The sequence below is a fragment of the Mycobacterium sp. NGS34 genome (assembly GCF_059812845.1).
Map to the genome: position 1 here is coordinate 599,580 of NZ_JCALDM010000001.1, position 24,885 is coordinate 624,464.

At 70.3% G+C, this 24,885-nt stretch carries 23 protein-coding genes; 13 read left to right on the plus strand and 10 right to left on the minus strand.

Going from position 1 to position 24,885, the window contains the following annotated elements:
- Positions 1-25 precede the first annotated feature (25 nt).
- From AC5Y7V_RS02975 to AC5Y7V_RS02985, 3 genes are all read right to left on the minus strand, one after another.
- The gene (locus AC5Y7V_RS02975) at positions 26-1,441 is read right to left on the minus strand and encodes a YhgE/Pip domain-containing protein (protein ID WP_499878549.1); all 1,416 of its coding nucleotides are present in this window, start codon (positions 1,439-1,441) and stop codon (positions 26-28) included.
- A gap of 36 nt (positions 1,442-1,477) precedes the next feature.
- Positions 1,478-2,203 (minus strand): pirin family protein, encoded by a 726-nt coding sequence (locus AC5Y7V_RS02980; protein WP_499878550.1) that lies wholly within the window; start codon positions 2,201-2,203, stop codon positions 1,478-1,480.
- Positions 2,204-2,272: 69 nt separating this feature from the next.
- Positions 2,273-3,085, minus strand: coding sequence for a MarR family transcriptional regulator (locus tag AC5Y7V_RS02985; RefSeq protein ID WP_499878907.1), 813 nt, complete (start codon positions 3,083-3,085; stop codon positions 2,273-2,275).
- A gap of 105 nt (positions 3,086-3,190) precedes the next feature.
- Here AC5Y7V_RS02985 and AC5Y7V_RS02990 point away from each other — a divergent pair, with 105 nt between their 5' ends.
- Positions 3,191-4,330, plus strand: coding sequence for an NAD(P)H-dependent amine dehydrogenase family protein (locus AC5Y7V_RS02990; RefSeq protein WP_499878551.1), 1,140 nt, complete (start codon positions 3,191-3,193; stop codon positions 4,328-4,330).
- On the opposite strand, the gene AC5Y7V_RS02995 is transcribed toward AC5Y7V_RS02990, so the two are convergent.
- The gene (locus AC5Y7V_RS02995; RefSeq protein ID WP_499878908.1) at positions 4,301-5,224 is read right to left on the minus strand and encodes a DMT family transporter; all 924 of its coding nucleotides are present in this window, start codon (positions 5,222-5,224) and stop codon (positions 4,301-4,303) included. The genes AC5Y7V_RS02990 and AC5Y7V_RS02995 overlap by 30 nt on opposite strands.
- A gap of 172 nt (positions 5,225-5,396) precedes the next feature.
- Here AC5Y7V_RS02995 and AC5Y7V_RS03000 point away from each other — a divergent pair, with 172 nt between their 5' ends.
- Positions 5,397-6,248 carry a LysR family transcriptional regulator gene (locus AC5Y7V_RS03000; RefSeq protein WP_499878552.1) on the plus strand — a complete coding sequence of 284 codons (852 nt, stop codon included), beginning with the start codon at positions 5,397-5,399 and terminating at the stop codon, positions 6,246-6,248.
- Positions 6,249-6,257: 9 nt separating this feature from the next.
- On the opposite strand, the gene AC5Y7V_RS03005 is transcribed toward AC5Y7V_RS03000, so the two are convergent.
- Complete coding sequence (locus AC5Y7V_RS03005) at positions 6,258-7,658, minus strand: alpha/beta hydrolase domain-containing protein (protein WP_499878553.1); 1,401 nt, start codon at positions 7,656-7,658, stop codon at positions 6,258-6,260.
- A gap of 2 nt (positions 7,659-7,660) precedes the next feature.
- Entirely contained in the window at positions 7,661-8,767 is a 1,107-nt protein-coding gene (locus tag AC5Y7V_RS03010; protein ID WP_499878554.1) for a sigma-70 family RNA polymerase sigma factor, read from the minus strand.
- Between AC5Y7V_RS03010 and AC5Y7V_RS03015 the strand changes: the two genes are divergently transcribed.
- Genes AC5Y7V_RS03015 through AC5Y7V_RS03030 form a run of 4 tightly spaced genes read left to right on the plus strand, consistent with a single transcriptional unit; the run spans position 8,715 to position 12,950 of the window.
- Positions 8,715-9,554: an alpha/beta hydrolase gene (locus tag AC5Y7V_RS03015; RefSeq protein WP_499878909.1), complete on the plus strand. Its 840-nt coding sequence runs from the start codon at positions 8,715-8,717 to the stop codon at positions 9,552-9,554. The genes AC5Y7V_RS03010 and AC5Y7V_RS03015 overlap by 53 nt on opposite strands.
- 35 nt (positions 9,555-9,589) lie before the next feature.
- A complete protein-coding gene (locus tag AC5Y7V_RS03020) occupies positions 9,590-10,339 on the plus strand; it encodes a DUF2786 domain-containing protein (RefSeq protein WP_499878555.1) in 750 nt (249 codons plus the stop codon).
- Positions 10,336-10,836 carry a TIGR04338 family metallohydrolase gene (locus AC5Y7V_RS03025; protein WP_499878556.1) on the plus strand — a complete coding sequence of 167 codons (501 nt, stop codon included), beginning with the start codon at positions 10,336-10,338 and terminating at the stop codon, positions 10,834-10,836. The genes AC5Y7V_RS03020 and AC5Y7V_RS03025 overlap by 4 nt, the downstream gene beginning before the upstream one ends.
- A complete protein-coding gene (locus AC5Y7V_RS03030) occupies positions 10,833-12,950 on the plus strand; it encodes a beta-glucosidase (protein WP_499878557.1) in 2,118 nt (705 codons plus the stop codon). Before AC5Y7V_RS03025 ends, AC5Y7V_RS03030 begins: the two co-directional genes overlap by 4 nt.
- Before the next feature lie 16 nt (positions 12,951-12,966).
- On the opposite strand, the gene mymT is transcribed toward AC5Y7V_RS03030, so the two are convergent.
- The gene (gene mymT, locus AC5Y7V_RS03035) at positions 12,967-13,113 is read right to left on the minus strand and encodes a copper-binding metallothionein MymT (protein ID WP_081665563.1); all 147 of its coding nucleotides are present in this window, start codon (positions 13,111-13,113) and stop codon (positions 12,967-12,969) included.
- Between the two features lie 87 nt (positions 13,114-13,200).
- On the opposite strand from mymT, the gene AC5Y7V_RS03040 reads away from it, so the two are divergent.
- Positions 13,201-13,860: an O-methyltransferase gene (locus AC5Y7V_RS03040; RefSeq protein WP_499878558.1), complete on the plus strand. Its 660-nt coding sequence runs from the start codon at positions 13,201-13,203 to the stop codon at positions 13,858-13,860.
- Positions 13,861-13,864: 4 nt separating this feature from the next.
- Here the strand turns inward: AC5Y7V_RS03040 and AC5Y7V_RS03045 are convergent, their stop codons facing one another.
- The gene (locus tag AC5Y7V_RS03045; protein ID WP_499878559.1) at positions 13,865-14,848 is read right to left on the minus strand and encodes a nitronate monooxygenase; all 984 of its coding nucleotides are present in this window, start codon (positions 14,846-14,848) and stop codon (positions 13,865-13,867) included.
- 115 nt (positions 14,849-14,963) lie between these two features.
- On the opposite strand from AC5Y7V_RS03045, the gene AC5Y7V_RS03050 reads away from it, so the two are divergent.
- Positions 14,964-15,404 (plus strand): SPW repeat protein, encoded by a 441-nt coding sequence (locus tag AC5Y7V_RS03050; RefSeq protein WP_499878560.1) that lies wholly within the window; start codon positions 14,964-14,966, stop codon positions 15,402-15,404.
- Here AC5Y7V_RS03050 and ilvD read toward each other — a convergent pair.
- Positions 15,401-17,092: a dihydroxy-acid dehydratase gene (gene ilvD / locus AC5Y7V_RS03055; RefSeq protein ID WP_499878561.1), complete on the minus strand. Its 1,692-nt coding sequence runs from the start codon at positions 17,090-17,092 to the stop codon at positions 15,401-15,403. The genes AC5Y7V_RS03050 and ilvD overlap by 4 nt on opposite strands.
- 75 nt (positions 17,093-17,167) lie before the next feature.
- Between ilvD and ricR the strand changes: the two genes are divergently transcribed.
- The 5 genes from ricR (at position 17,168) to AC5Y7V_RS03080 (ending at position 22,850) form a co-directional block, all read left to right on the plus strand.
- Complete coding sequence (gene ricR, locus AC5Y7V_RS03060) at positions 17,168-17,458, plus strand: copper-sensing transcriptional repressor RicR (protein ID WP_067005235.1); 291 nt, start codon at positions 17,168-17,170, stop codon at positions 17,456-17,458.
- Positions 17,459-17,578: 120 nt separating this feature from the next.
- On the plus strand, positions 17,579-18,823 hold the full coding sequence (locus AC5Y7V_RS03065; protein ID WP_499878562.1) for an MFS transporter: 1,245 nt from the start codon (positions 17,579-17,581) through the stop codon (positions 18,821-18,823).
- A gap of 118 nt (positions 18,824-18,941) precedes the next feature.
- Positions 18,942-19,928, plus strand: coding sequence for a L,D-transpeptidase (locus AC5Y7V_RS03070; RefSeq protein WP_499878563.1), 987 nt, complete (start codon positions 18,942-18,944; stop codon positions 19,926-19,928).
- A 109-nt stretch (positions 19,929-20,037) separates the two neighbouring features.
- Positions 20,038-20,625: an LmrA/YxaF family transcription factor gene (locus tag AC5Y7V_RS03075; RefSeq protein ID WP_499878564.1), complete on the plus strand. Its 588-nt coding sequence runs from the start codon at positions 20,038-20,040 to the stop codon at positions 20,623-20,625.
- Entirely contained in the window at positions 20,622-22,850 is a 2,229-nt protein-coding gene (locus AC5Y7V_RS03080) for a molybdopterin-dependent oxidoreductase (RefSeq protein WP_499878565.1), read from the plus strand. The genes AC5Y7V_RS03075 and AC5Y7V_RS03080 overlap by 4 nt, the downstream gene beginning before the upstream one ends.
- On the opposite strand, the gene AC5Y7V_RS03085 is transcribed toward AC5Y7V_RS03080, so the two are convergent.
- Positions 22,847-24,844: a M13 family metallopeptidase gene (locus AC5Y7V_RS03085; protein WP_499878566.1), complete on the minus strand. Its 1,998-nt coding sequence runs from the start codon at positions 24,842-24,844 to the stop codon at positions 22,847-22,849. The two genes, AC5Y7V_RS03080 and AC5Y7V_RS03085, sit on opposite strands and share 4 nt — an antisense overlap.
- Positions 24,845-24,885: the final 41 nt, after the last annotated feature.

Consider the following 24,885-nt stretch of genomic DNA (forward strand, 5'->3'; position numbering starts at 1 on the left):
GCGTGACGCTTGGGACGCACTCGAATTACGCTTGCTCGCTTGGGCTTTCGATTTCGGCGGCGGGCTCCTCGGCCGTGGTCTCGGCGGGCTCCGGGTCGGGGCTCTCGCGCTTGTTCACGCGCGCCCGGTACTGCGCCTGGTGTTCGGCCGCGATGGCCATCTCGACCGCCCCCTGGATCCGGTGGAAGCCCTTGCGGTCGTAGAGGTGCGTGACGATCCCGCCCAGCAGCAGGCCGATGACCAGGCCGATGCCCGTCAACCACAACGCCTGGGACAGACCGGCATCCGCGCGCCCGTTGAGATACACCAGCGACCGGACGCCGAGGAAGACCTGGTGCATCGGCTCGAACTCGGCCAGCCAGCGGAAGAACGGCGGCGTGGCCTCCAGTGGGACGGTGGCGCCCGCCGACGGCAACCCCAGGATCACGAAGATCAGCATGCTGACCAGCAGGCCCATCGAACCCAGCACCGAGAGTATGGAACTCGACGTGATGCCCACCGCGACGATCGCGAACACCCCGTACGCCCACAGTTGCCAGCCGAGCGGGATAGGCATGCCCAGCCCGTGCGCGATGGCCAGGTATGCCCCGGACGTCAGCAGCGCCAGCAAGGTCATGATGGCCCACTTGAGCTGCAGCGTCTGGAATCGCGAGATCTTGACCTGCTCGGCGAAGCGATATACCGGGCCCCATTCCGCCGGCACATACCCGAGCAGCGCGTCTACCAGCGTGCTGACCACGACGCTGCCGGTGAAGCCGGCCAGCAGCAGCAAGAGCGCGAAATAGAACGCCGACAGCCCATTGCCGGTGCCGTTGGGCAGCGCGTTGTAGACGCCGGCCTTGACGTCGATCGGGCTGGCGAGGCCCAGCGCCGAGGCGCCGGTCAGCGGCGCGCCCCCGGTCTCGGCCGCGACGTCGGCCGTAAGTCGTTGGCCCACTTTGCCGTTGGCCACGGCCATCGCCTGCGTCAGTGTCTGCCCGGCGATGCTGGCGCCGAGGGTGCCCGCGCGCGGGTTGGTGGAGATGGTGACCGAGGGCCGCGTCACCCGGCCCGGCGCGACCGCGGCGACCCCGAACTCATGAAGATTGGACGAGAAAGTCGGCGGAATGACCAGCTCCCCGTAGACGTGGGCGGTGTCCAGCAGCCGCTGCGCCTCGTCGTGGGAAACCACCCGGACGTCGAACTTGTTCTTGTCCAACCCCGCAACCAGCCCGTCGGTGATCTGCGCGCCGACCGGCCCGGCGTCCTCGTTCACCACGGCGATCGGGAAGTGGCGCAGGTTGGTCATCGGGTTCAGGATGCCCCCGAGGTAAAGCGCGCACAGCGCCGACATCAGCGCCAGCGTGACGACGACGGGTAGCGCCCAGAACCGCACCGTCCGAACTGCCTTGATGTTCCGCTTGGGGTTGGGCGCCGCGTGCCGCGGCTGCGATTGAGACATGCGGGCTCCTGTCTGTCGTGCCCACTCTATGTCTTCTCAGCCGCCCAACTGTGCACGCATCTCCCAGATCAGCAGTTCCGACGGCTCGCTCGCCGTCACCCGCGGGCCGCCGGCGTCGGTGAATCGGACCGCGTCGCCGCGTTCGAGCTCGCCGATTTCGGTGGCGTTGACCCGGCCGCGCGCGACGAATAGATGCAGGTAGGGCGCCCGCGGCAGGCTCACCGAGGCACCCGGTTCCAGCCGCGTGGCATGCAGCGCGGCGTTGCGGTTGTGCAACGTGATGGCCGCCTCATTGCCGGGGATGCCTGAGGCGATGGTCACAAGTCCGGTGCCCAACAGCCCCGAGTCGATCTCGTGCTGCTGGTAGCTCGGGTCGATGCCGGGCTCGTCGGGAACCACCCACATCTGCACGAAATGCACTGGCTCGGTGCGGGAATCGTTCTTCTCCGAGTGCAGGATGCCGCGGCCCGCCGACATGCGTTGGGCCAGACCGGGATAGATGATCCCCTGGTTACCCGCGGAATCCCGGTGGGTCAGCTCGCCGCTCAGCACCCACGTCACGATCTCCATGTCCCGGTGCGGGTGGGTGTCGAATCCCGTTCCCGGCTCGACGATGTCGTCGTTGTTCACCAGCAGCAGGCCGTGGTGCGTGTTGTCGGGATCGTAGTGGTCGCCGAACGAGAACGAATGCCGCGAGTTCAGCCAGGGTGTCGCGGTGACGGCCCGGTCGGCCGCGCGCCGGATCTCCGTGGTGGCGGGCATGGGGTCCAGCCTAGCCAGGCGACGATGCGGTCCGCTTTTGCGGACCGTTGAGGAGGCTGGCAATTCAACCTAGGCCAACATTTCCTGCGCGCGCCGCAGCTCGGCGTCGAGCGCCTCCAGCGTCAACCCGGCCGGGCGCCCCAAGTGGATCTCGATCTGGTACTCCGGCTGGCCGCCCCGGCCGAAGATCGGCAGCACGACGAATTCCGTTGACGCCAAATCGGTTTCGAGCGTATCGATGACGGATCGCAGCGTCACCATGGTCATCAGCGTGGTCAGCTGCCTCGCCACCTGCGCGGTCGGCTCCAGCGACGCCAGCACGTCGGCCAGCCGGCGGTGTAGCGACCGGTGGGTGTCGTCGAACCGCCACGCGCCGTAGCCGCGGGCGCGGATGTCGGCCAGCACCCGGCGGTGCTGGGCGACCTCGGCCCGCGTCAGCCGGGGCGTGACGCGGTGCAGCCAGGCGTCGACGAAAACGTCGTCGCGCCAGGCCATGGCGACCAGCCCGAAGGGCGGGTCGATGGGGAAGCGTTGCCCGACGGCGTGTTCGCCGTCGGTGCCGTGGCCGACCGCGTCGACGGTGGTGAGGTGGCGCTCGCCGATCCTCGACAGCGAGCAGCCCGCGCCGAGCGCGTCGTGCAGGAAGCGCAGCGCGTCGCGCCCCCGGTCCAGCAGGGGGAATTGCGTGCGCAGTCCGTGCACCAGGCCGAACAGGCCGCTGCCCAGCACGTAGCGGCGGTCCTGGTGCCGCGCCACCCAGCCGCGCCGCTCCAGCTCGGCGAGCACCAGGGCGCAGGTCGAGGTGCTGATCCGGCAGGCCTTCGCAAGCTCGGCCGACGTGCGCCCGCTCGGTGAATCCGCCAGGGCGCCAAGCACATCCATCACGCGGGCGGTGGGCGGTGACTTGGCGGTTGACGCACCCACGCGCTCCTCCATACGATCCGTCCGAAATCTAATGATAAGTGTCCTAATAATAGGAGATACGTGGTGTTGAAGGTGGGGGTTTGGGGGCCGGGTTCGATGGGCGTCATCGCCCTGCGCGGGGTGATCGACCACCCGGAGCTGGAGCTGGTCGACGTCGTCGTGCACAGCGACGTCAAGGCGGGTCGCGACGCCGGCGAACTGTGCGGCGCCGCGCCCGTGGGGGTGGTCGCCACCCGGGACCCGGCACCGATGCTGGCCGGTGCCGCCGACGCCGTGGTGTACGCGGCCGGTGCCAACCTGCGGCCGCTGGAGGCCGTCGAGGACATGGCGTCGATCCTGCGGGCCGGGAAGAACGTGGTGTCGTGTTCGGTGGTGCCGCTGGCCTATCCGGACGGCGTGGACCGTGCGTTCACCGATCCGTTGCGGCGCGCCGCGCTCGACGGCGGCGTGTCGTTCTTTACCACCGGGATCGACACCGGCTTCGCCAACGACGTTCTGCCGCTGGCGCTTTCGGGGGTATCGCGGGTGATCGAGTCGGTGCGGGTGACCGAGATGTTCAACTACGCCACCTACCCGGACCGGGCGGCGGTCTACGAGATCCTCGGGTTCGGCAAGCCGCCGGAGTACCAGGCCCTGGCGGCGACACCGGGGGTCTTCACGTTCGGCTGGGGCCCGGTGCTGCACCAGCTGGCCGCGGGGCTCGGCGTCAAGATCGACCGCGTCGAGGAGAACAACGAACGCGTCGCCGCGACCGAGTCGTTCGACACGCCCACCGGCCACATCGCGGCCGGCACCATCGCGGCGATGCGCTCCACGCTGACCGGCTACGTCGGGGAGAAGGCGACGTTCGTCGTCGATCACGTGACGCGAATGCGCGACGACGTCGCCCCGGACTGGCCGCAGCCGCACATCCGCATCGCGCCGAAGGACCTCGGCTACGGGGCGGCGTCCGGCCGCGGCCTCTACCGCGTCGAAATCGAGGGGTCCCCGGCCATGCGCTGCGAATTCGAGATGGCCGAGGACCGCGACCACGACCTCGGCGCTCGTGTCGCCGGCGCGTCGCGGATGGTCAACGCCATCCCGGCGGTGTGCGCGGCGCGGCCGGGCCTGCTGTCCGCGCTGGATCTGCCGCTGATCACCGGCGCCGGCCTGGTCCGCCCGGCGCCGGGCCCGTCACCCGACAGCCGCCTCTTTCAGCTCTGACCGCACGGGTTCGGGATCGGGGCGTTGCGGCGCCTCGCGGGGCGGCCGTGACGTGCCGCTGTTGAGCCAGCACGCGACGCCCCCGGCGAGCAGGCCGACCGCGACGCCGACGTCCGGGCGCTGGCCGAGCATCAGCCAGGACAGCACCGCGGCGACCGCGGGGATGACGGCGAACAGCATCGCCACCGCCGCCGCCCCGTGCAGGCTGATGGCCCGCAGGTAGATGCTGACCGCCAGCGTGGCGTTGAGCAGCACCATGCCGGTGACCGCGACGGCGGCCTGGCCCGCGTCGTGCACCGCGAAGGGCGTCAGCAGCGCCAGCGCCGTCGCGGGAATCAGCGCCACGGCGTTCTGCACCGCGCTCATCGCGCGGAAGTCGACGCCGCCGCAATACCGTTGCTGGTACACGCCGCCGGCCGAAAGGCCAAGCAGCGCAACCACCAGCAGCGCGATGACCGGGTCGACGCCGTGCGTGCTGAGCAACCTCTTGGCGCACGCGGCGAGCACCGCGACGACACCGAGGGCCAGGGCGAGCACCCGTCGCGAGCCGAGCCGTTCGCGCAGGAACATCGCGGCCAGGATCGTCGTGGTGACCGGGTTCATCGCGACGACCACCGCGCAGAGCACCGCCGGCGCGCCGAGCAGCAGCGCCTCGTAGAGGCAGCAGAACTGCACGGCCTGGATGAGCAGACCCGCGACGACGACGTGCCCGAACTGCGCTCCCCGCGGCCACGCCGTCCTGGCCAGCGCGGCCCAGGACGCGAGAATGATTGCGGCCAGGCCGAATCGCAGCACCAGGACGGCCATCGGGGTCATCGCTCCCACCGCGAGCGCGCCGATGGGGTAGCCGATCGCGTAGGTGAGGGTGACCGCCGAGGCGGTGGTCAACGGCATGCGCGGCAGGTCCATGCCCCCATGGTCGTCGACGCCGACCCATGCCGTCCAACGATTATTAGCGATCGGAATCGATCACTAATGCTTATCGGAGGTGGTTAAGGGATACCGATTTCCAGCGGATAACCGCGATTGATTGATCATCTTTACTGATCGGACTAGCATTCGCCGCATGGCTCAGGTCCTCGATATCGCACCGCTGCGCAGCCTCGTCGCGGTCGCCGACTGTGGCGGATTTCACCGGGCCGCCGCCGCGCTGCACCTGAGTCAGTCCGCCGTCAGCCAGCATCTGCGCAAGGTGGAGACCGTGGTGGGCGGGCCGGTGGTCGAACGCTCCGGCCGGGGTGTCTTGTTCACCGAAGTCGGACAGAAGGTGCTGGGGCACGCCCGCGCGATCCTAGCCGCGCACGACGCGGCGCTGGACGACCTCGGGGCCACCGAACACCGGTTGCTGACGGTCGGGGCCACCGAGCATGGCGCGGACGTGATGCTGCCCGCCCTCACCAGCGTCCTGCGCGAGCGGCTTCCCGACCGGCGGCCGCGGTTCCGGCTCGACCGCAACGTCTCGCTGGCGGACGCCCTCGACCGGGGGTTGCTGGACCTGGCGATCATGCTCGACGGGTCGGGCCTGGATCGCGCCAATGCGTCGGGCGTCGTACAGCTGAGGTGGGTTTCGGCGCGCACGTTCGTCGCCCGCCGGGGTGACCCGCTGCCGTTGGTGATCTTCGCCGAGCCGTGCACGTTGCGCGAGCCGGCCTTCTCGATCCTCGAAAAACACGGCGTGCCTTACGAGATCGCCGCCGAATGCGGTGACCTGTCGGGACTTTACGCGGCGGTGCGCTCGGGCCTCGGGTTGGCGTTGCTGCCGATGATCGGCAAGCTCCCCGACGGCCTATGCCCGGCCGAGGGCCTGCCGCCGGCCAACTGCGCCACGGTTCTGGTGCGCGGCCGCGCCGGCATAGACCCGGACCTGCTCGGCGCCGCCGACGCCGCGGTTCGCGACGTGCTGTCCGCCGAAAACTGAACGCGCCCTTCAGTTCCGGGGGTACATCGCGGCGGCGAGCTCGAGAATCTCGGTGCGGTCGGCCGGCAGGATGAACCCGGAGCCGATCGCCGCGTCGAGCGCCGCGGTGAAGCCGTCGAGGTACTGCTCGGTGCCGCCCGGGTAGAGCCGGTCCATCGTCGCGGCGTCGAACGGTTCGCCGGAGCCGAAGATCGCCGCCATGATGCTGTCGGCCTCGGCGATGCCGGACGTCCGGGCGATCGGGACGTCGACCCACGGGGTCCGCACGCCGCCCCGGGCCAGGCCGTGGTGATCGAGAACGGGCCGGGGCAGCTCGCCGTGGTGGACCTCGATCTGTGGGGCCGTCGGCGCCGGTTCGCCGGTGCGGACCCAGGTGTGCAGCGCGGCGAGCGCCGCCTGCACCACGTAATGGTGCTGCGGCGCGAAGTTGATGTAGTGCTCCAGCTGCTGGCCCATCAGCGTGTTCGTCGGCGCGTAGGCGGCCACGATGGCATCGAGCGGCGCGGAGCCGTCGTCGATCGGCGCCACCTGGATGGTGTAGTTGTCGGCGTGTGCGGCGCCGGCGATCTCCCAGACCCGCAGCCGGTGGCCTTCGGGCTGCCTCGCGAAGTAATAGCCTTCCCGCGGGCCGCCGAACAGGTCGGTCTCGGTGATGATCGTGATGAGCGGGACGCGCAGGTCGGCGCGGAACGTGACAGCGTCGGGCACGTCGAGTTGTGATTCGTCGAAGACCGAAACGCCGTCCAGCGGCGCGGCCGACCCGAACCGGGAATGCACCAGGAAGCCGTCGTAGCTTTGGGCGAGCGGATCGACGGCGTTGACGTAGGTCGTGAGGAACATGGCCGATTGCGACTCGCCCACCGCGACCACGTGGCGCACCGGCAGATCGCCGAGTAGGCCGTTGCGGACGAGTTCGCCCGTCTGGGAAAAGATGTCGTAGGAGTACTCGTCGCCCGGGTGGCCCAGCGCGGCGTAGCGCGCCGGGTCCTGGCTCTTCAGCGACATGTCGAAGCCCAGCAGGTTCTCGCCGCCGCCGTCGACCCCCACCTTTTGGGCCGAGACCGCGACATAGGCGTATCCCGCGCGAAGGATTTCGCGATGGGCCATCATCCACACGGCTGGTGCGTCGATGCCGCCGCTCACGTTGAGCCACTCCACCAGCACCGTCCCGTTGAACCGGGTCGGGTCGGTCGGGGTCAGCGCCACCAGCCGCGTGGTGTATTCGGCGGTGCCACTGGACGTTACGTCCCACCCGCCGTCGGGACCCAGCGGGGTGGTGGGCGCGTAGGACGTGGCGGTTCCTGAGACGAAGAACTCCTCGGCGACATAGCCCAACTCGGCGATGTCGAAGCCGCCCAACAACAGCAGCGGCTGCCCGGGCGCGGGTGTGACGAGCGGGGGATTCGCCATCGTCACACGGTAGCGGGCAACCCGAATTTCTCGAAGAGGGCGCCGTCGAGGAACGCCACCACCCGCGACACCCGGCCGTCGCTGATGTCGAGGACGTGCAGTTGGAACGGCACGTGCACGTCACCCGCGCGCATGTACATGGCCGCCCCGGGTTGGCCGTTGGCGACGATGGGGAGCAGGCGCATGTCGCCGGGATGTTCGGCCGGGCACTGCTGGTGGATGAGCGTGATGATGTCCCGCGGGCCGCGGTACCAGCCGGTGTACGGGGGCATCTCCCAGATCGCCTCGGCGGTGAACAGCTCGACCAGCCGGTCGATGTCGTAGGCCTCGAACGCCGCGATGTAGCGGTCCAGCAGGTCCTGGGCCTCGGCCGAATCGGGCGGCGTCAACCGGTCGGTGGAGCTGGGCGCGACGGTCTCGAGCTGGGCACGGGCCCGCTGCAGCAGGCTGTTGACGGCGGTGGTTGTGGTACCGACCGCCTCGGCCACCTCGGCGGCCTTCCACTGCAGCACGTCGCGCAGCAGCAGCACCGCCCGTTGGCGGGGTGAAAGATGTTGCAGCGCAGCGACGAACGCCAATCGCACCGACTCGCGCGACCCGACGATGACCGACGGGTCCGCCGGGTCGTCCGTCAGCTCCGGCAGCGGCTCCAGCCACGGCACCTCCTGGCGCTCCACCAGCTCCGCGGTCGGGTCCGAGCTGGGCGCCCCCAGCCCCGTCGGCAACGGCCGGCGCTGCCGGCCCTCCAGCGCGGTCAGGCAGGTGTTGGTGGCGATGCGATGCAGCCAGGTCCGCATCGACGACTTGCCCTCGAAACGGTCGTAGGCCTTCCAGGCCCGCAGCAGCGTCTCCTGCACCAGATCCTCGGCGTCGTGCAGCGACCCGGTCATCCGGTAGCAGTGCGCGAGCAGTTCGCGACGGTACGGCTCGGCGTCGGTCGAGAAGTCCCCGCCGGCCCCGGGGCCGCCCTGAGAGTTTTCGGTGAGCACCTTCACACTGAACGAGCCTACGCAGTGGCTCCGACACCGGCGCGCGGCCCGAGCCACTACGCTTCTCCTGATGACTACGCGCACTGAACGGACCTTCGACGGCCTCGGCGGCGTGCGCATCGTCTACGACGTCTGGACGCCGGAGGCCGCGCCCCGGGCAGTCGTCGTGCTGTCCCATGGCCTCGGCGAATACGCCCGCCGCTACGACCACGTCGCGCAGTGCTTCGGCGCCGCCGGGCTGGTCACCTACGCCCTGGACCACCGCGGCCACGGCCGCTCCGGCGGCAAGCGGATGCTGGTGCGGGACATTTCCGAGTACACGACCGATTTCGACACCCTGGTCGGCATCGCCACGCGCGAGCATCCCGGCCTCAAGTGCATCGTCCTCGGTCACAGCATGGGCGGCGGGATCGTGTTCGCCTACGGCGTCGAACGCCCGGACAACTACGACCTGATGGTGCTCTCGGCCCCGGCGGTGGCGGCCCAGGAGCTGGTGTCCCCGTTGATGATCCTGGCCGCCAAGGTGCTCGGTGTCGTCGTGCCCGGCCTGCCCGTCCAGGAACTCGACGTCGACGCCATCTCGCGGGATCCCGCGGTGGTGGCGGCCTACAACTCCGATCCGCTGGTGTATCACGGCAAGGTCCCGGCCGGCGTCGGGCGCGCGCTGCTGGAGGTCGGTCAGACCATGCCGCAGCGCGCACCGGCGTTGACGGCGCCGCTGCTGGTGGTGCACGGCTCCGACGACCGGCTGATCCCCGTCGACGGCAGCCGCCGCCTGGTCGAATGCGTGGGCTCCGCCGACGTCGAGCTGAAGGTCTACCCCGGGCTATACCACGAGGTCTTCAACGAGCCGGAGCGCGAGCAGGTGCTCGGCGACGTGGTCTCCTGGATCACCGCCCGGCTGTAGGCGACGTGTCGTCTGGCTGCGCTAGTTTGGCGCCTATGACGGACGACAAGATGCTGGCCCGCATCGCCGCGCTGCTGCGTCAGGCCGAGGGGACCGACAACGCGCACGAGGCGGACGCCTTCCTGAGCGCCGCGCAACGGCTGGCGACGGCGGCTGCCATCGACCTGGCAGTGGCGCGCTCGCACGCCGCCAAGCGCTCGCCGGCGCAGGCCCCGACGCAGCGGACCATCACGATCGGCGCGGCCGGCACCCGCGGGCTGCGGACCTACGTGCAGCTTTTCGTGGTGATCGCCCTGGCCAACGACGTGCGCTGCGACGTGGCGTCGAACTCCACGTTCGTCTACGCCTACGGGTTCGCCGAGGACATCGACGCGACCCACGCCCTCTACGCCAGCCTGGTCGTCCAGATGGTGCGGGCGTCGGACGCCTACCTGGCCTCCGGCGCGCACCGCCCCACGCCGACGATCACCGCCCGCCTCAACTTTCAGCTCGCGTTCGGGGCGCGCGTCGGTCAGCGCCTCGCCGAGGCCCGCGAGGAGGCCACGCGCGAGGCCACCAGGGACCGCCGCCGCCCGCCCGGCACCGCGATCGCGTTGCGCGACAAGGAACTCGAGCTGCGCGACTTCTACCGCGGCGCGTCGAAGGCCCGCGGCACCTATCAGGTCAGCCGCGCGACCGCGGGGTACTCGTCGGCGGCGCGCCGGGCGGGGGACCGGGCCGGTCGGCGGGCGCGGCTCGGGAACAGCCCCGAACTGCCCGGCGCCCGGAGCGCATTGCGCCAGTGACAACGGCCCGCGACTCGCAGCGCGCCAAGGTTTATGCGGCCGAGGACTTCGTCCGCACGCTGTTCGACCGCGCCGCCGAGCACGGGTCGCCCTCCGTCGAGTTCTTCGGCACCAAGCTGACGCTGCCGCCCGAGGGGAGATTCGGGTCGGTCGCCTCCGTCCAGCGCTACGTCGACGAGGTGCTCGCGCTGCCGTCGGTGCGGCGACGCTGGCCCGGCGTGTCGCCGCTGCGGGTGCGCGCGCGGCGGGCCGCCACCGCGGCGCACTACGAAAACCGTGGCGGTGCGGGCACTATCGCGGTTCCCGACCGCGACACCGCCGACTGGGCGCTGCGCGAGCTGGTCGTCCTGCACGAGGTTGCGCACCATCTGTGCCGGGCCGAGCCGGCGCACGGCCCGGAGTTCGTCGCGACCATCTGCGAGCTGGCCGAACTGGTGATGGGACCCGAACTGGGTCACGTGCTGCGGGTCGTCTACGCGAAAGAGGGTGTGCGATGAGCGATCCCGACGTTCACGCGCGCGAGGTCGAGGCCCAGATGACCGACGACGAGCGGTTCTCGCTGATCGTCGGGGTGATGGGCGCGGGCGAGCTGTGGCCGCTGCGCGACGAACGCATCCCGCCGGGCGTCCCGATGAGCGCCGGGTACGCGCCCGGGGTTCCGCGGCTCGGCGTCCCCGCGCTGCTGATGAGCGACGCCGGCCTCGGCGTCACCAACCCCGGCTACCGTCCGGGCGACACCGCCACCGCGCTGCCGGCCGGCCTGGCCCTGGCCGCGGGCTTCGACCCCGCCCTGGCCCGCGCCGCCGGCGAGGTGATCGGCCGGGAGGCGCGCAGCCGCGGGTTCAACGTGCAGCTGGCGGGCGCGATGAACCTGGCGCGCGACCCGCGCAACGGCCGCAACTTCGAATACCTTTCCGAGGACCCGCTTTTGACGGGGACACTCGCGGCCGAGTCGGTCAACGGGATCCAGGAGCAGGGCGTCATTTCGACGGTCAAGCACTACTCGCTGAACTGCAACGAGACCAACCGGCACTGGCTGAACGCGGTGATCGATCCCGCCGCGCATCGCGAATCCGACCTGCTGGCCTTCGAGATCGCCATCGAGCGCTCCTCGCCCGGGGCAGTGATGGCGGCCTACAACAAGGTCAACGGCGACTACGCCGCCGCCAACGACGCCCTGATCAAACAGGTGTTGAAAGGCGCCTGGGAATACCGCGGTTGGGTCATGTCCGACTGGGGCGGGACGCCCAGCTGGGAATGCGCGCTGGCCGGCCTCGACCAGGAGTGCGGCGCGCAGATCGACGCGCTGCTGTGGCAAGCGGAGGCGTTCGGGGCGGGCCTGCGGGCCGCCCACGCCGACGGTAGGCTGCCCGCCGAGCGCCTGTCGGACATGGTCCGGCGGATCCTGCGGTCGATGTTCGCGGTCGGAATCGAGCGGCGCGAAGCCGCGCCCGAACCGGATATGAACGCGCACAACGACATCGCGTTGCGAATCGCGCGGCAGGGGATAGTGCTGCTGGCCAACGGCGGGGTCCTGCCCATCGCCCCCGAGTCGACCGCGCGCATCGCCGTCATCGGCGGATACGCGCAGCTGGGCGTCGCGGCCGGCTACGGTTCGAGCGCCGTCGTGCCGCCGGGCGGCTACGCCGGCGTGATCCCGATCGGCGGCCCGGGCCTGGAGGCCGGGTTACGCAACCTGTACCTGCTGCCGTCGAGCCCGCTGAACGAGCTGCGCGGCCAACTTCCCCGCACGCAGATCGATTTCGATCCCGGCCTCACACCGGCGGAGGCGGCGCGGGCGGCGCGGCGGGCCGACATCGCGATCGTCTTCGCCGTCCGTGCCGAAGGCGAGGGCTTCGACGGCGCCGACCTCTCGCTGCCGTGGGGCCAGGACGCGCTGATCGCCGCGGTGTCGGCCGCCAACCCCAACACCGTCGTGGTACTTCAGACCGGCAACCCGGTCGCCATGCCGTGGCGGGACTCGGTGAACGCCATCGTGCAGGCCTGGTATCCGGGCCAGGCCGGCGGCCGGGCGATCGCGGAAATCCTTGCCGGGCAGGTGAATCCGTCGGGTCGGCTGCCGATCACCTTCCCGGTGGACCTGGGCCAGACGCCGCGGCCGGAGCTGCCCCACCCGGACGCGCCGTGGGGGACGCCGACGACGCTCGACTACTTCGAAGGGGCCGACGTGGGCTACCGCTGGTTCGCCAGGAACCGCCTGGCACCGATGTTCGCGTTCGGACATGGCCTGTCCTACACCAGCTTTGAATACCGGGACATTGCGGTCACCGGCGGAGACAGCGTCACCGCGAGTTTCACAGCGGCCAACGTCGGCGACCGCGCCGGGGCCGACGTCCCGCAGCTCTACCTGACCGCGGCCCCCGGCGAGCGATGCCTGCGGCTGCTGGGATTCCAGCGCCTGGAGCTCGAGCCCGGCGAAAGCCGCCGGGTGACCGTCGAGGCCGACCCGCGCCTACTCGCCCGTTACGACGGCGCCGCGCAAACCTGGCGCGTCGAACCCGGCGTCCACGCGGTGGCGGTCGGTGCCTCGGCCGCGGACCTCCGGCTGGAGGCCCGGGTCGAGTTGGCCGGTCGCGCGTTCGGGCGCTGATAGCGGGGGCTGGGGGCTACTCCACCGGCCTCAGCTCGTCCCCGCAGGTGCAGCGGTACGGCTCACCCGCGCCGGAGCAGTGGCAGGGAACCTCGATGCGAACGCGACATCCGCAGCCCTCGTGACCACAGCTCAGCAACGTTCCCGCGTCGTACTCGGCCATCTTCGATCACCCTCCTGTGTTTCGTGGACACCGTCACTGTATACCCCCTATGGGTATCCGGTAAATACCTCGGCCTAGCGTGGCGTCATGACCGAAAAACCGACCCCGCAGGACGTCGACGCATTCTTGGACAACACCGTGGTCGGCGAGGACCCGGCCCTGGCCGCGGCCCTCGCGGCCAGCGACGCGGCCGGGTTACCCCGGATCGCCGTGTCGGCGCAGCAGGGCAAGTTTCTGTGCCTGCTGGTGGGTGCCGTCCAGGCGCGGCGCGTCCTCGAGATCGGCACACTGGGCGGCTTCAGCACCATCTGGCTGGCGCGCGGCGCCGGCCCGCAGGGGCGGGTGGTGACGCTGGAATACGAGCCCAGGCACGCCGAGGTCGCGCGCGCCAACCTGCAGCGCGCCGGGGTGGCCGACCGCGTGGAGGTGATCGTGGGCGCCGCGCTCGACACGTTGCCGACGCTGACCGGCGGCCCCTTCGACCTGGTGTTCATCGACGCCGACAAGGAGAACTACGCTGCGTATCTCGAGTGGGCGGTCCGGCTGGCCCGCCCGGGCTCGGTCATCGTCCTGGACAACGTCATTCGCGAGGGCCGCATCCTGGATCCCGAGTGCGACGACGAGCGGGTGCGGGCGACGCGCCGGACGCTGCAGCTGATGGGCGAGCACCCGCGGCTGGACACCGCGGTGATCCAGACGGTCGGGGCCAAGCACTGGGACGGCTTCGCGATGGCTGTGGTGCGCTAGCCCGTCACCGCGGGGTGAGGTCGTCGACCGCCTGTGCGGCGGAGGTGAGTTCGCCGATGCGCAAGGCGGTTTCGCCGGCGTACAGGGCGGCGCCGTCCAGCCACGAATCGGGCACGCCGGCCACCGGGACCAGCGGGGTGAAGAACGGCCGGCCCGGCGACTGCAGCCGCATCAGCGCGCCCGCGTCGAAATAGCCGAGCACCGACAGCGGGCGGCTGGCCGCGTTGAGGGCCGCGGGCAGGGCCTTGGCCTTCCCGTCCGCCCCGCACCAGCGGCGGGTCGCCGCGTTGGGCACGACACGGTGGCGCAGCGGCCAGCTCAGGCCGAACAGGTCTGTCTCGATGGTCTTGTCCGCGTTGATGACTCGTCGCTGGTATTCGCGGCTCGCGTTAGCCTCGTGCGTCAACAGGAACCGGGTGCCGGCGACGACACCTACCGCCCCGGCGTCCAGCGCGGCGCGCGTGTCGGCGGCGGTGGCGATGCCGCCGGCCAGGAACACCGGGCGCTGCCCGGCCGCCGTCAGGGCCCGGGGCAGGAAATCCAACGCGGGCATGGTTCCGACGAGGTGGCCGCCGGCCTCGCGTCCCTGGGCGATCAAACCGTCTGCGCCGCAGGCGATCGCGGCCCGGGCCTGCGCCTCGGTGCCGACCATCACGAACACGAAGATGCCCGCCTCGCGCAGGTGCTCGACGAGCCCCCGCTTTTCGCCGAACGCGAGCACGACGGCGTCCACGCGGGCGTCGACGCAGACCGCGACGTGCTTGCGATGGAGGAAGGGCATCAACAGGTTTACCGCGACCGCGCGCCCGGGCGCCCGCTCGCGCACCTCATCGATCGAGGCCCGTAGCCGGCGAGCGGTGGCGATGCCCAGGGTGCCGAGGCCCCCGGCGCCGGCGACCGCGGCGACCAGCGCCGCCTGGGCTATGCCACCGCCCATTCCGGCCTGCGCCACCGGAACGTCGAGCCGTAGCCGGTCCGCGATGTCCATGTCCACGACGCTACGCGGTCTCTCGAATTGGGTGACGTCCGAGCGTAATCTTGACAGCGGATGGATGGGTGCAGCCAAGCTCAAAAGGCTTGCTGCATAACAGAAAGGTCACAAAATGAGTACGGTCCATTCATCAATCGATCACCACCCCGATTTATTGGCCCTGCGCGCGAATTACGAGCGCGTCGCCGAGTCGACGAGCGCGCATGTCACCTTCGGACTGGCCCTGCTGACCGGCCTGTATGTGGCCGCCTCACCGTGGCTGGTGGGATTCAGCGGAACGGCGTCGCTCGCCACGTCCGACCTGATCGTCGGGATCGCGGTGGCGTTCCTGGCCTACGGATTCGCGACGGCCCTGGATCGCGCCCACGGCATGACGTGGACGCTCCCTGTGCTGGGCGCGTGGCTCGTCGTCGCGCCGTGGGTGCTGCCCGGCTTCACCGCAACCGGCGGCATGATCTGGTCGAATGTCGTTGCGGGCGCGTTGCTGACCCTCCTGGGCCTGAACGCCACCTACTTCGGCATGCGCACGCGCGAGGCGGCCACGCGGGCCTAGCCGCAGATTGCGCCGCCCGACGCCGAGCCGACCAGCTTGACGTACTTGGCTAGTACGCCGGTCTTGTAGCGCGGCGGCGGGGGTGTGAAACCCTCACGACGAGAAGCGAATTCAGCTTCATCGCCCACGACGTCGAGTGTGGCGTTGGCGACGTCGAGGCGGATTCGGTCGCCGTCGCGCAGGAAGGCGATCGGTCCGCCGTCGACCGCCTCCGGAGCGATGTGCCCGACGCACAGGCCGGTGGTGCCGCCGGAGAATCGGCCGTCGGTCAGCAGCAGCACGTCCTTGCCCAGCCCGGCGCCTTTGATCGCACCGGTGATGGCGAGCATCTCGCGCATGCCGGGCCCGCCCTTGGGGCCCTCGTAGCGGATCACCACGGCGTCACCGTTGGTGATGGTGCCGTCCTCGAGGGCGTCCAGCGCGGCGCGCTCGCCGTCGAAAACCCTTGCGGTGCCTTCGAACACGTTGGAGTCGAAGCCCGCGGACTTGACCACCGCGCCGTCGGGCGCCAAGGAGCCGCGCAGGATCGTGATCCCCCCGGTCGGGTGGATCGGGTTGTCGAGTGCCCGCAGCACCTTGCCGTCCGGATCGGGCGGGGCGATGGCCGAGAGGTTTTCGGCCATGGTCTGGCCGGTGACGGTCAGGCAGTCGCCGTGCAGCAGGCCCGCGTCCAGTAGCGCCTTCATGATCACGGGAACCCCGCCGATGTGGTCGACGTCGAACATCACATGGCGACCAAAAGGTTTGACGTCAGCCAGATGCGGCACCTTCGATCCGATCCGGCTGAAGTCCTCGAGCGACAGGTCCACGTCGGCCTCGTGCGCGATGGCCAGCAGGTGCAGCACCGCGTTGGTGGAGCCGCCGAACGCCATCACCACCGCGATAGCGTTCTCGAACGCCTCCTTGGTGAGGATGTCGCGCGCGGTGATGCCGCGGCGCAGCAGCTCGATGACGGCCTGGCCGCTGCGCCGGGCGAACCCGTCGCGGCGCCGGTCGGTGGCGGGGGGCGCCGCGCTGCCCGGCAGCGACATACCCAGCGCCTCGGCGGCGCTGGCCATGGTGTTGGCGGTGAACATGCCACCGCAGGCGCCCTCGCCCGGACAGATCGCGCGTTCGATCGCGTCGACGTCCTCGCGCGGCATCAACCCGCGCGCGCAGGCCCCGACGGCCTCGAACGCGTCGATGATGGTGACCTCGCGCTCGCTGCCGTCGGAGAGCTTGGCCACCCCCGGCAAGATGGAGCCCGCGTAGAGGAACACCGCGGCTAGGTCCAGGCGGGCGGCGGCCATCAGCATGCCGGGCAGCGACTTGTCGCAGCCGGCCAACAGCACGGACCCATCCAAGCGCTCGGCCTGCATCACGGTCTCGACGCTGTCGGCGATCACCTCGCGCGACACCAGCGAGAAGTGCATGCCCTCGTGGCCCATCGAGATGCCGTCGGACACCGAGATCGTGCCGAATTCGAGCGGGTAGCCGCCGGCCGAGAACACCCCCTCCTTGACCGCCTTGGCGAGCCGGTCCAGCGACAGGTTGCACGGTGTGATCTCGTTCCACGACGAGGCCACCCCGATCTGCGGCTTGGCGAAGTCCTCGTCTCCCATGCCTACCGCGCGCAGCATGCCACGAGAGGCGGCCTTCTCCAGACCGTCGGTGACTTCGCGACTGCGGGGTTTGATGTCAGGGGCCATCGTGCAAGTATGCGCGGCGCGACCAAGTCGATATTTGCCGGCATACCCCGTCGGGGTACCAAGTAGCATGGATGCATGACGACCGAGCACGGATACTCGCAGCAGAAGGACAACTACGCCAAGCGGCTGCGGCGCATCGAGGGCCAGGTGCGGGGCATCGCCCGCATGATCGAGGAAGACAAGTACTGCATCGACGTCCTGACCCAGATCAGCGCGGTCAACAGCGCCTTGCGGTCGGTGGCGCTGAACCTGCTCGACGAGCACCTGAACCACTGTGTGACCCGGGCGGTGGCCGAGGGCGGGGACGAGGCCGACGACAAGCTGGCCGAAGCCTCGGCCGCCATCGCGCGCCTGGTCCGTTCCTGATCGCTTCTCGGTAGGCGTGTTGAACCGCTAACTCCGGGGAACCTATTGTTGCGGTGCGTACGGTAGGTGCAGCGTGATCTCGCCAAGCAGCCTTGCCCGGCCGATTGCGTACCCGATCTTATGACTGTCGAAGCCGCCACCACCGCCGCGCGAACGTGGACGCCACGGGTCGCGGCGCAGCTGTCGGTGCTGGCCGCCGCCGCCTTCACATACGTAACGGCGGAAATCCTGCCGGTCGGCGCGCTGTCGGCGATCGCGCGGAACCTGCAGGTCAGCGTGGTCCTGGTGGGAACCCTGCTGACCTGGTACGCGCTGGTGGCGGCCCTGTCGACGTTTCCGCTGGTGCGCTGGACGGCGCATTGGCCGCGCCGGCGGGCGCTCGTCGTCAGCCTCGTCTGCCTGACCGTCTCGCAGCTCATCTCGGCGCTGGCGCCCAACTTCGCCGTGCTGGCCGTCGGGCGGGTGCTGTGCGCGCTCACCCACGGGCTGCTGTGGTCGATCATCGCGCCGCTCGCCACCCGGCTGGTGCCGCCGAGCCACGCGGGACGCGCCACGATGTCGATCTACGTCGGCACCAGCCTGGCGCTGGTGATCGGCAGCCCGCTCACGGCCGCCCTGAGCCTGATGTGGGGCTGGCGGCTGGCCGCGGTCTGCGTCACCGTCGCCGCGGCCGTCGTGACCCTGGCGGCCTGGCTGCTGCTGCCCGAGCTGGTGCTGTCCGCCGACCAGCTCAAATGCGTGGGCCCGCGGGCGCGCCACCACCGCAACCGCGCCCTGATCGTCGTCAGCGTCATCACCATGGTCGGCGTCACCGGCCATTTCGTGTCGTACACCTACATCGTCGTGATCATCCGGGAGGTCGTCGGCGTGCGCGGACCGAACCTCGCCTGGGTGCTGGCCGCCTACGGCGCGGCTGGGGTGATCGCCGTGGGTCTGGTGGCGCGGCCCCTGGACCGCCGGCCCCGGGGCGCGGTGCTCGTCTGCATGGCCGGGTTGACCGTCGCGTTCGTGGTGCTGACCGCGCTCGCCTTCGGCGGCGGTCGCGCCGCGGCTTCCTATTCGGTCGCGCTGGTCGGGATCGGGGCCATCGTGCTGTGGGGCGCCATGGCCACCGCCGTCTCGCCGATGCTGCAGTCCGCCGCGATGCGCAACGGGGCCGACGACCCCGACGGAGCCTCGGGCCTGTACGTGACGGCCTTTCAGGTGGGCATCATGGCCGGTTCCCTGGCGGGCGGACTCCTCTACGAGCGCAGCGTCGCGCTGATGCTGACCGCCTCGGCCGGCCTGATGGGCGCGGCGCTGGCCGGGATGGCGGCCAATCGGCAGATGCTCGACCCCGCCCCGGCAAGCTCACGTAATTCATAGCTGCGCAGGTCAGCAGGGCCGATCGGACCGCACACCGGTGCGCAGCCCGTCGCGGAATGGGTGGCGGGGGTGCGCGCTATGCCACACTATTTCGGAGTAATCGACTGGAGGGATGCATATGTTCGCGGCTCTGAAGGCGGCCGGATTAGCTTCCGTGTTGAGCGGGGTCCTGGTGCTGAGCGCGGTGCCCGCGCTTGCCGATCCCGACCCGGCCCCGGGCGACCCGGGGACCGTCGCGGCGCCCGCCGACCCCCCCGCGGCTCCCGCGCCGCCGGCGGTCGCGGCGCCGCCGCCCGCCGAACCGCTCGCGCCGCCGCCGTTCCAGTTCCCCGGCGCCCTGCCCGCGGCCTCGGGTCCCGCCGCCGGGCAGAACCCGACCCCGTTCACCGGCACGGCGCCGTTCGGGCCGCCCTCGTTCGTCCCGAAGAACGGCTCGACGGTGGGCGTGGCCCAGCCGATCATCATCAACTTCCCCGGCCGGGTCGACGACGCCGGCGCGGCCATCGACGCGGTCCACGTGATGTCGACCCCGCCGGTGCCGGGCAAGTTCTACTGGATGACCCCGACCCAGCTGCGCTGGCGCCCGCTGAGCTTCTGGCCCGCCCACACCGACGTGACCGTCGACGCCGGCGGCACTGTGATGAGCTTCCACACCGGAGACACCCTGGTGGCCACGGCGGACGACTCCACGCACCAGCTGACCGTCACCCGCAACGGCACCGTGGAGAAGACCATCCCGATGTCGATGGGCATGACGTCCGGCAACCACCAGACCCCCAACGGCACCTACTACGTGCAGGAGAAGATGCCCTCGGTGGTGATGGACTCCTCGACCTACGGCGTCCCGGTCAACTCGACGTACGGCTACAAGGTGACGGTCGAGCTGGCCGTCCGCTTCGACAACGTCGGCGACTTCGTGCACAGCGCGCCATGGTCGGTGGACGACCAGGGCAAGCGCGACGTCAGCCACGGCTGCATCAATATCAGCCCGAGCAACGCGCGGTGGTTCTTCGACAACTTCGGGCCCGGCGACCCGATCATCGTGAAGAACTCGACCGGCGGCGACTACAAGAAGAACGACGGCTCGGCCGACTGGATGAACTGACCGCTCCGCCGACGAGACACAAAATCGCCCGTTCCGGCTCGGAATAGGGCGATTTTGTGTCTGCTCGGCCCCTTTCGCGGCGCCACCGATTATGTATAGCATCATACATATGCGTAGCCCCCGCGAGCGGATGGTGATTTCCGCCGCCCTGCTGATCCGGGAGCGCGGGGCGCACGCCACCGCCATCTCGGACGTTCTCGAGCACAGCGGCGCGCCGCGCGGGTCGGCCTATCACTACTTCCCGGGTGGGCGCACCCAGCTGCTCTGCGAGGCCGTCGACTACGCCGGCGAGCACGTGGCCGCCGTCATCGCCGAGGCCGGCGGCAGCCTCGAGCTGCTGGACACGCTGATCGAGAAGTACCGCCGCCAGCTGCTCGCCAGCGACTTCCGCGCCGGCTGCCCCGTCGTCGCCGTCTCCGTCGAGGCCGGCGAGCAATCCGACCGCGAGCGGATGGCGCCGGTGGTCGAGCGCGCGGCGGCGGTGTTCGACCGCTGGTCGGACCTGATCGCCGCGCGCGTCGTCGCCGACGGCGTGGCTGCGGACCGGGCCGCCGAATTCGCGGTGCTGGCGACGAGCGCGCTCGAGGGCGCGATCGTGCTGGCCCGGGTGCGGCGCGACCTGACGCCCCTTGATGTCGTGCACCGGCAGCTGAACCGGCTGCTCGCGGCCGAGCTCTCCGAGAGGAATCCGCAATGACGACCACCGAATGGCAGCCCACCGCTTGCATCCTGTGCGAATGCAACTGCGGCATCGTGGTGCAGGTCGAGGATCGCAAACTGGCTCGCATCCGCGGCGACAAGGCGCATCCGGGGACGCAGGGCTACACCTGCAACAAGGCGCTGCGGCTGGACCACTACCAGAACAACCGCGCCCGCCTGACGTCGCCGATGCGCCGCCGCCCCGACGGAACCTTCGAGGAGATCGACTGGGACACCGCCATTGTCGAGATCGCCGAGGGCTTCAAGCACATCCGCGACACCTACGGCGGCGACAAGATCTTCTACTACGGCGGCGGCGGGCAGGGCAATCACCTGGGCGGGGCGTACAGCGGCGCATTCCTGAAGGCCCTGGGCTCGCGCTACCGCTCAAATGCGTTGGCGCAGGAGAAGACCGGCGAAGCGTGGGTCGACGCGCACCTGTACGGGGGACACACCCGCGGTGAGTTCGAGCACGCCGAGGTGTCGCTGTTCATCGGCAAGAACCCGTGGATGTCGCAGAGCTTCCCCCGGGCCCGGGTGGTGCTCAACGAGATCGCCAAGGACCCGGCCCGGTCGATGATCGTGATCGATCCCGTCCTCACCGACACCGCCAAGATGGCCGACTTCCATCTGCGAGTGCGGCCCGGGGCCGACGCCTGGTGCCTGGCGGCGCTGGCCGCCGTACTGGTTCAGGAAAACCTCTGCAACGAAGCGTTTCTCGCCGAGCACGTGCACGGCGCCGACGTCGTCCGCGCGGAGCTGCGCGAGGTCCCGGTCGGCGACTACGCGCAGCGCTGCGGCGTCGACGAGGAGTTGCTGCGCGCGGCCGCGCGGCGCATCGGGACGGCCGCCAGCGTCGCCGTGTTCGAAGACCTCGGCATCCAGCAGGCGCCGAACAGCACGCTGTGCTCCTACCTGAACAAGTTGCTGTGGATCCTCACCGGCAACTTCGCGAAAAAGGGTGGCCAGCACCTGCATTCGTCGTTGGCCCCGCTGTTCAGCACGGTCACCGGCCGCACGCCGGTCACCGGCGCGCCGATCATCGCCGGGCTGATCCCCGCCAACGCGGTGCCCGAGGAGATCCTGACCGACCACCCGGACCGGTTCCGCGCGATGATCGTCGAAAGCGGCAACCCCGCGCACTCGCTGGCCAATTCGGCGGCGTGCCGGGAGGCGTTCGAATCACTGGAGCTGATGGTGGTCGTCGACGTCGCGATGACCGAGACGGCCAGGCTGGCCCACTACGTGCTGCCCGCGGCCTCGCAGTTCGAGAAGCCCGAGGCCACGTTCTTCAACTTCGAGTTCCCGCACAACGGTTTTCAGCTGCGCAGGCCGCTCCTCGAGCCGCTGCCGGGCACCCTGCCCGAGCCGGAGATCTGGGCCCGGCTGGTCCGCGCGCTCGGGGTGGTCGACGACGCCGACCTGCGCCCCCTGCGCGAGGCCGCGCAGCGGGGCCGCCAGGCCTACACCGAGGCATTCCTCACCGCGGTGGGCGGCAACCCGACCGTGGCGAAGCTGCTGCCCTACGTGCTGTACGAGACGCTCGGGCCCACGCTGCCGGAGGGCATGGCGGGGGCGGCCGCCCTGTGGGGGCTGGCCCAGAAGACCGCCATGACCTATCCGGAGGCGGTGCGGCGGGCCGGCCACGCCGACGGCAACGCGCTGTTCGACGCGATCCTGGACAACCCGTCCGGGGTCACCTTCACCGCGCACAACTACGAGGACGACTTCGCGCTGATCAGCCACTCCGACCACAAGATCGCGCTGGAAATCCCCGAAATGCTGGACGACCTAAGGGCTTTGGCCGCGGCGCCACCCGAGCTGACCACCTCGCAGTTCCCCATCGTGCTGTCGGTGGGCGAGCGGCGCGCCTACACCGCCAACGACATCATCCGCGACCCGTCCTGGCGCAAACGCGACGCCGACGGGGCGCTGCGCGTCAGCGTCGAGGACGCCCAGGTGCTCGGGCTCGTCGACGGGGGCCGGGCACGCGTCAGCACCGCGGCGGGCAGCGCCGAGGCGACCGTCGAGGTGACCGAGACCATGCTCGCCGGACATGCCGCCCTGCCGAACGGTTTCGGGCTCGACTACGTCGGCGAGGACGGGCGCACCGTCGTTCCCGGTGTCGCCCCGAACGCGCTCACCTCCACCGAATGGCGCGACCCCTACGCGGGCACACCGTGGCACAAGCACGTGCCGGCGCGTATCGAGGCGGTTGCCTAGTTCCAGATCCGGACCCGGCTCGCCGGGGCCAGGTACAGCGCGTCGCCCTCGGCCACCCCGAAGGCCTCGTAAAACGCGTCCATGTTGCGAATCACGCCGTTGCAGCGGAACTCCGGCGGGGAATGCGGGTCCACCGCGAGGCGCCGGATCGCTTCCGCGTCACGTGATTTGGTGCGCCACACCTGCGCCCAGCCGTAGAACACGCGCTGCACGCCGGTCAGGCCGTTGATGACCGGGGCGGCCTGGCCGTTCAGCGACAGCTGGTAGGCCAGCAGCGCGATGGACAGCCCGCCCAGATCGCCGATGTTCTCGCCGACCGTGAAGGCGCCTTGAACGTGGGGCGGGTCGTGGTGGCCCGTCAAATCGCGCGGCACGTACGCGTCGTACTGCTCGATGAGCGCCTTGGTGCGGGCGCCGAACTCGGTGCGGTCGTCGTCGGTCCACCAGTCGACCAGGTTGCCGTCGCCGTCGTACTTGGCGCCCTGGTCGTCGAAGCCGTGCCCGATCTCGTGGCCGATCACCGCGCCGATACCGCCGTAGTTGGCGGCGTCGTCGGCGTCGGCGTCGAAGAACGGTGGCTGCAGAATGGCTGCGGGGAAGACGATTTCGTTCATCCCCGGGTTGTAATAGGCGTTGACGGTCTGCGGTGTCATGAACCATTCGTCGCGGTCCACCGGGCCGCCGAGCTTGGCCAGCTCGCGGTCGTGGTTGACCGCGTACCCGCGCCGGTAGTTGCCGTACAGGTCGTCGCGGTCGATGACCAGCTTCGAGTAGTCGCGCCATTTGTCGGGGTAGCCCACCTTGGCGGTGAACTTCTCCAGCTTGGCCAGCGCGCGCTCGCGGGTCTGTGGCGTCATCCAGTCCAGCTCGCCGATGGACTGGCGGTACGCGGCCTTCAGGTTGTCCACCAGGGTGTCGATCCGGGCCTTGGCGTCCGGCGGGAAATGCCGCTGCACGTACAGCCTTCCGACGGCGTCGCCCATCAGGCTCTCCACCAGGGCCACGGCCCGCTTCCAGCGTTCCCGGATCTGCTCGGTGCCGGTCAGCAGGCGACCGTAGAAGTCGAAGTCCGCGGCCACGACGTCGTCGGTCAGCCAGGCGGCGCGGGCGCGGATCAAACGCCAACGCGCCCAGCGCTTCCAGTCCTCGAGGTCCTCGCTGTCCCATAGCGCGGCGAACGCGGCCAGGTAATCCGGTTGGCGCACAACCACTTCCGCGAGCGAGTCGGGGGTGCCGCCCAGCGCCGTCGCCCAGCCGTCCCAGTCGAAGCCGGCCGCGTCGGTCCGCAGCTCGGCGAACGTGCGCAGGTTGTACGTGAGGTCGGCGTCGCGGCGCTTGACCACGTCCCAGTGGGCGGCCGCGAGCTTGGCCTCCAGCGCCACGATCCGGGCCGCGGTGTCCGCGTGCGTTTCTGGGTCCCCGCCGTAGGCGAGGCCGAACATCCGCGCGATGTGTCCCGGGTAGGCGGCCAGCACCTCGGCGTGCCGCTCCTCGCGGAAATAGGACTCGTCGGGCAGGCCGATGCCGGACTGGGAGAAGTGCACCAGGTAGCGGGCCGAATTCTTGGCGTCGGTGTCGACGTACATCGCCACGCCACCGCCGACCCCGGTGCGCTGCAGGGCGCCGACCGCGGCGGCCAGGGCCGCGGTGTCGGCGCAGTCGTCGATGACGGCCAGCTCGTCGAGCAAGGGCTGCACGCCCCGGCGCTCGACGGCGTCCTCGTCGAGGAAGCTGGCGTAGAGGTCACCGATGCGTTGCGCGTCCGTCCCCGCCGCGGCGCCCTGCTCGCCGGCCGCCTCGGTGATCAGATCGCGCACCTGCTCTTCGGCCCGGTCGTACAGCGCGCGGAACGCGCCGTCGGTCGCCCGGTCCGGGGGAATGTCGTAGTCCGCCAGCCAGCGGCCGTTGACGTGGCCGAAAAGGTCGTCTTGGGGGCGGGCGTTCGCGTCGACGAAGCTCAGGTCGACGCCCGATCGAATGGCCTCTACTGTCACCCCGCCATCCTTCCATCTTCTTTTGGATGCGGCGATCGGCC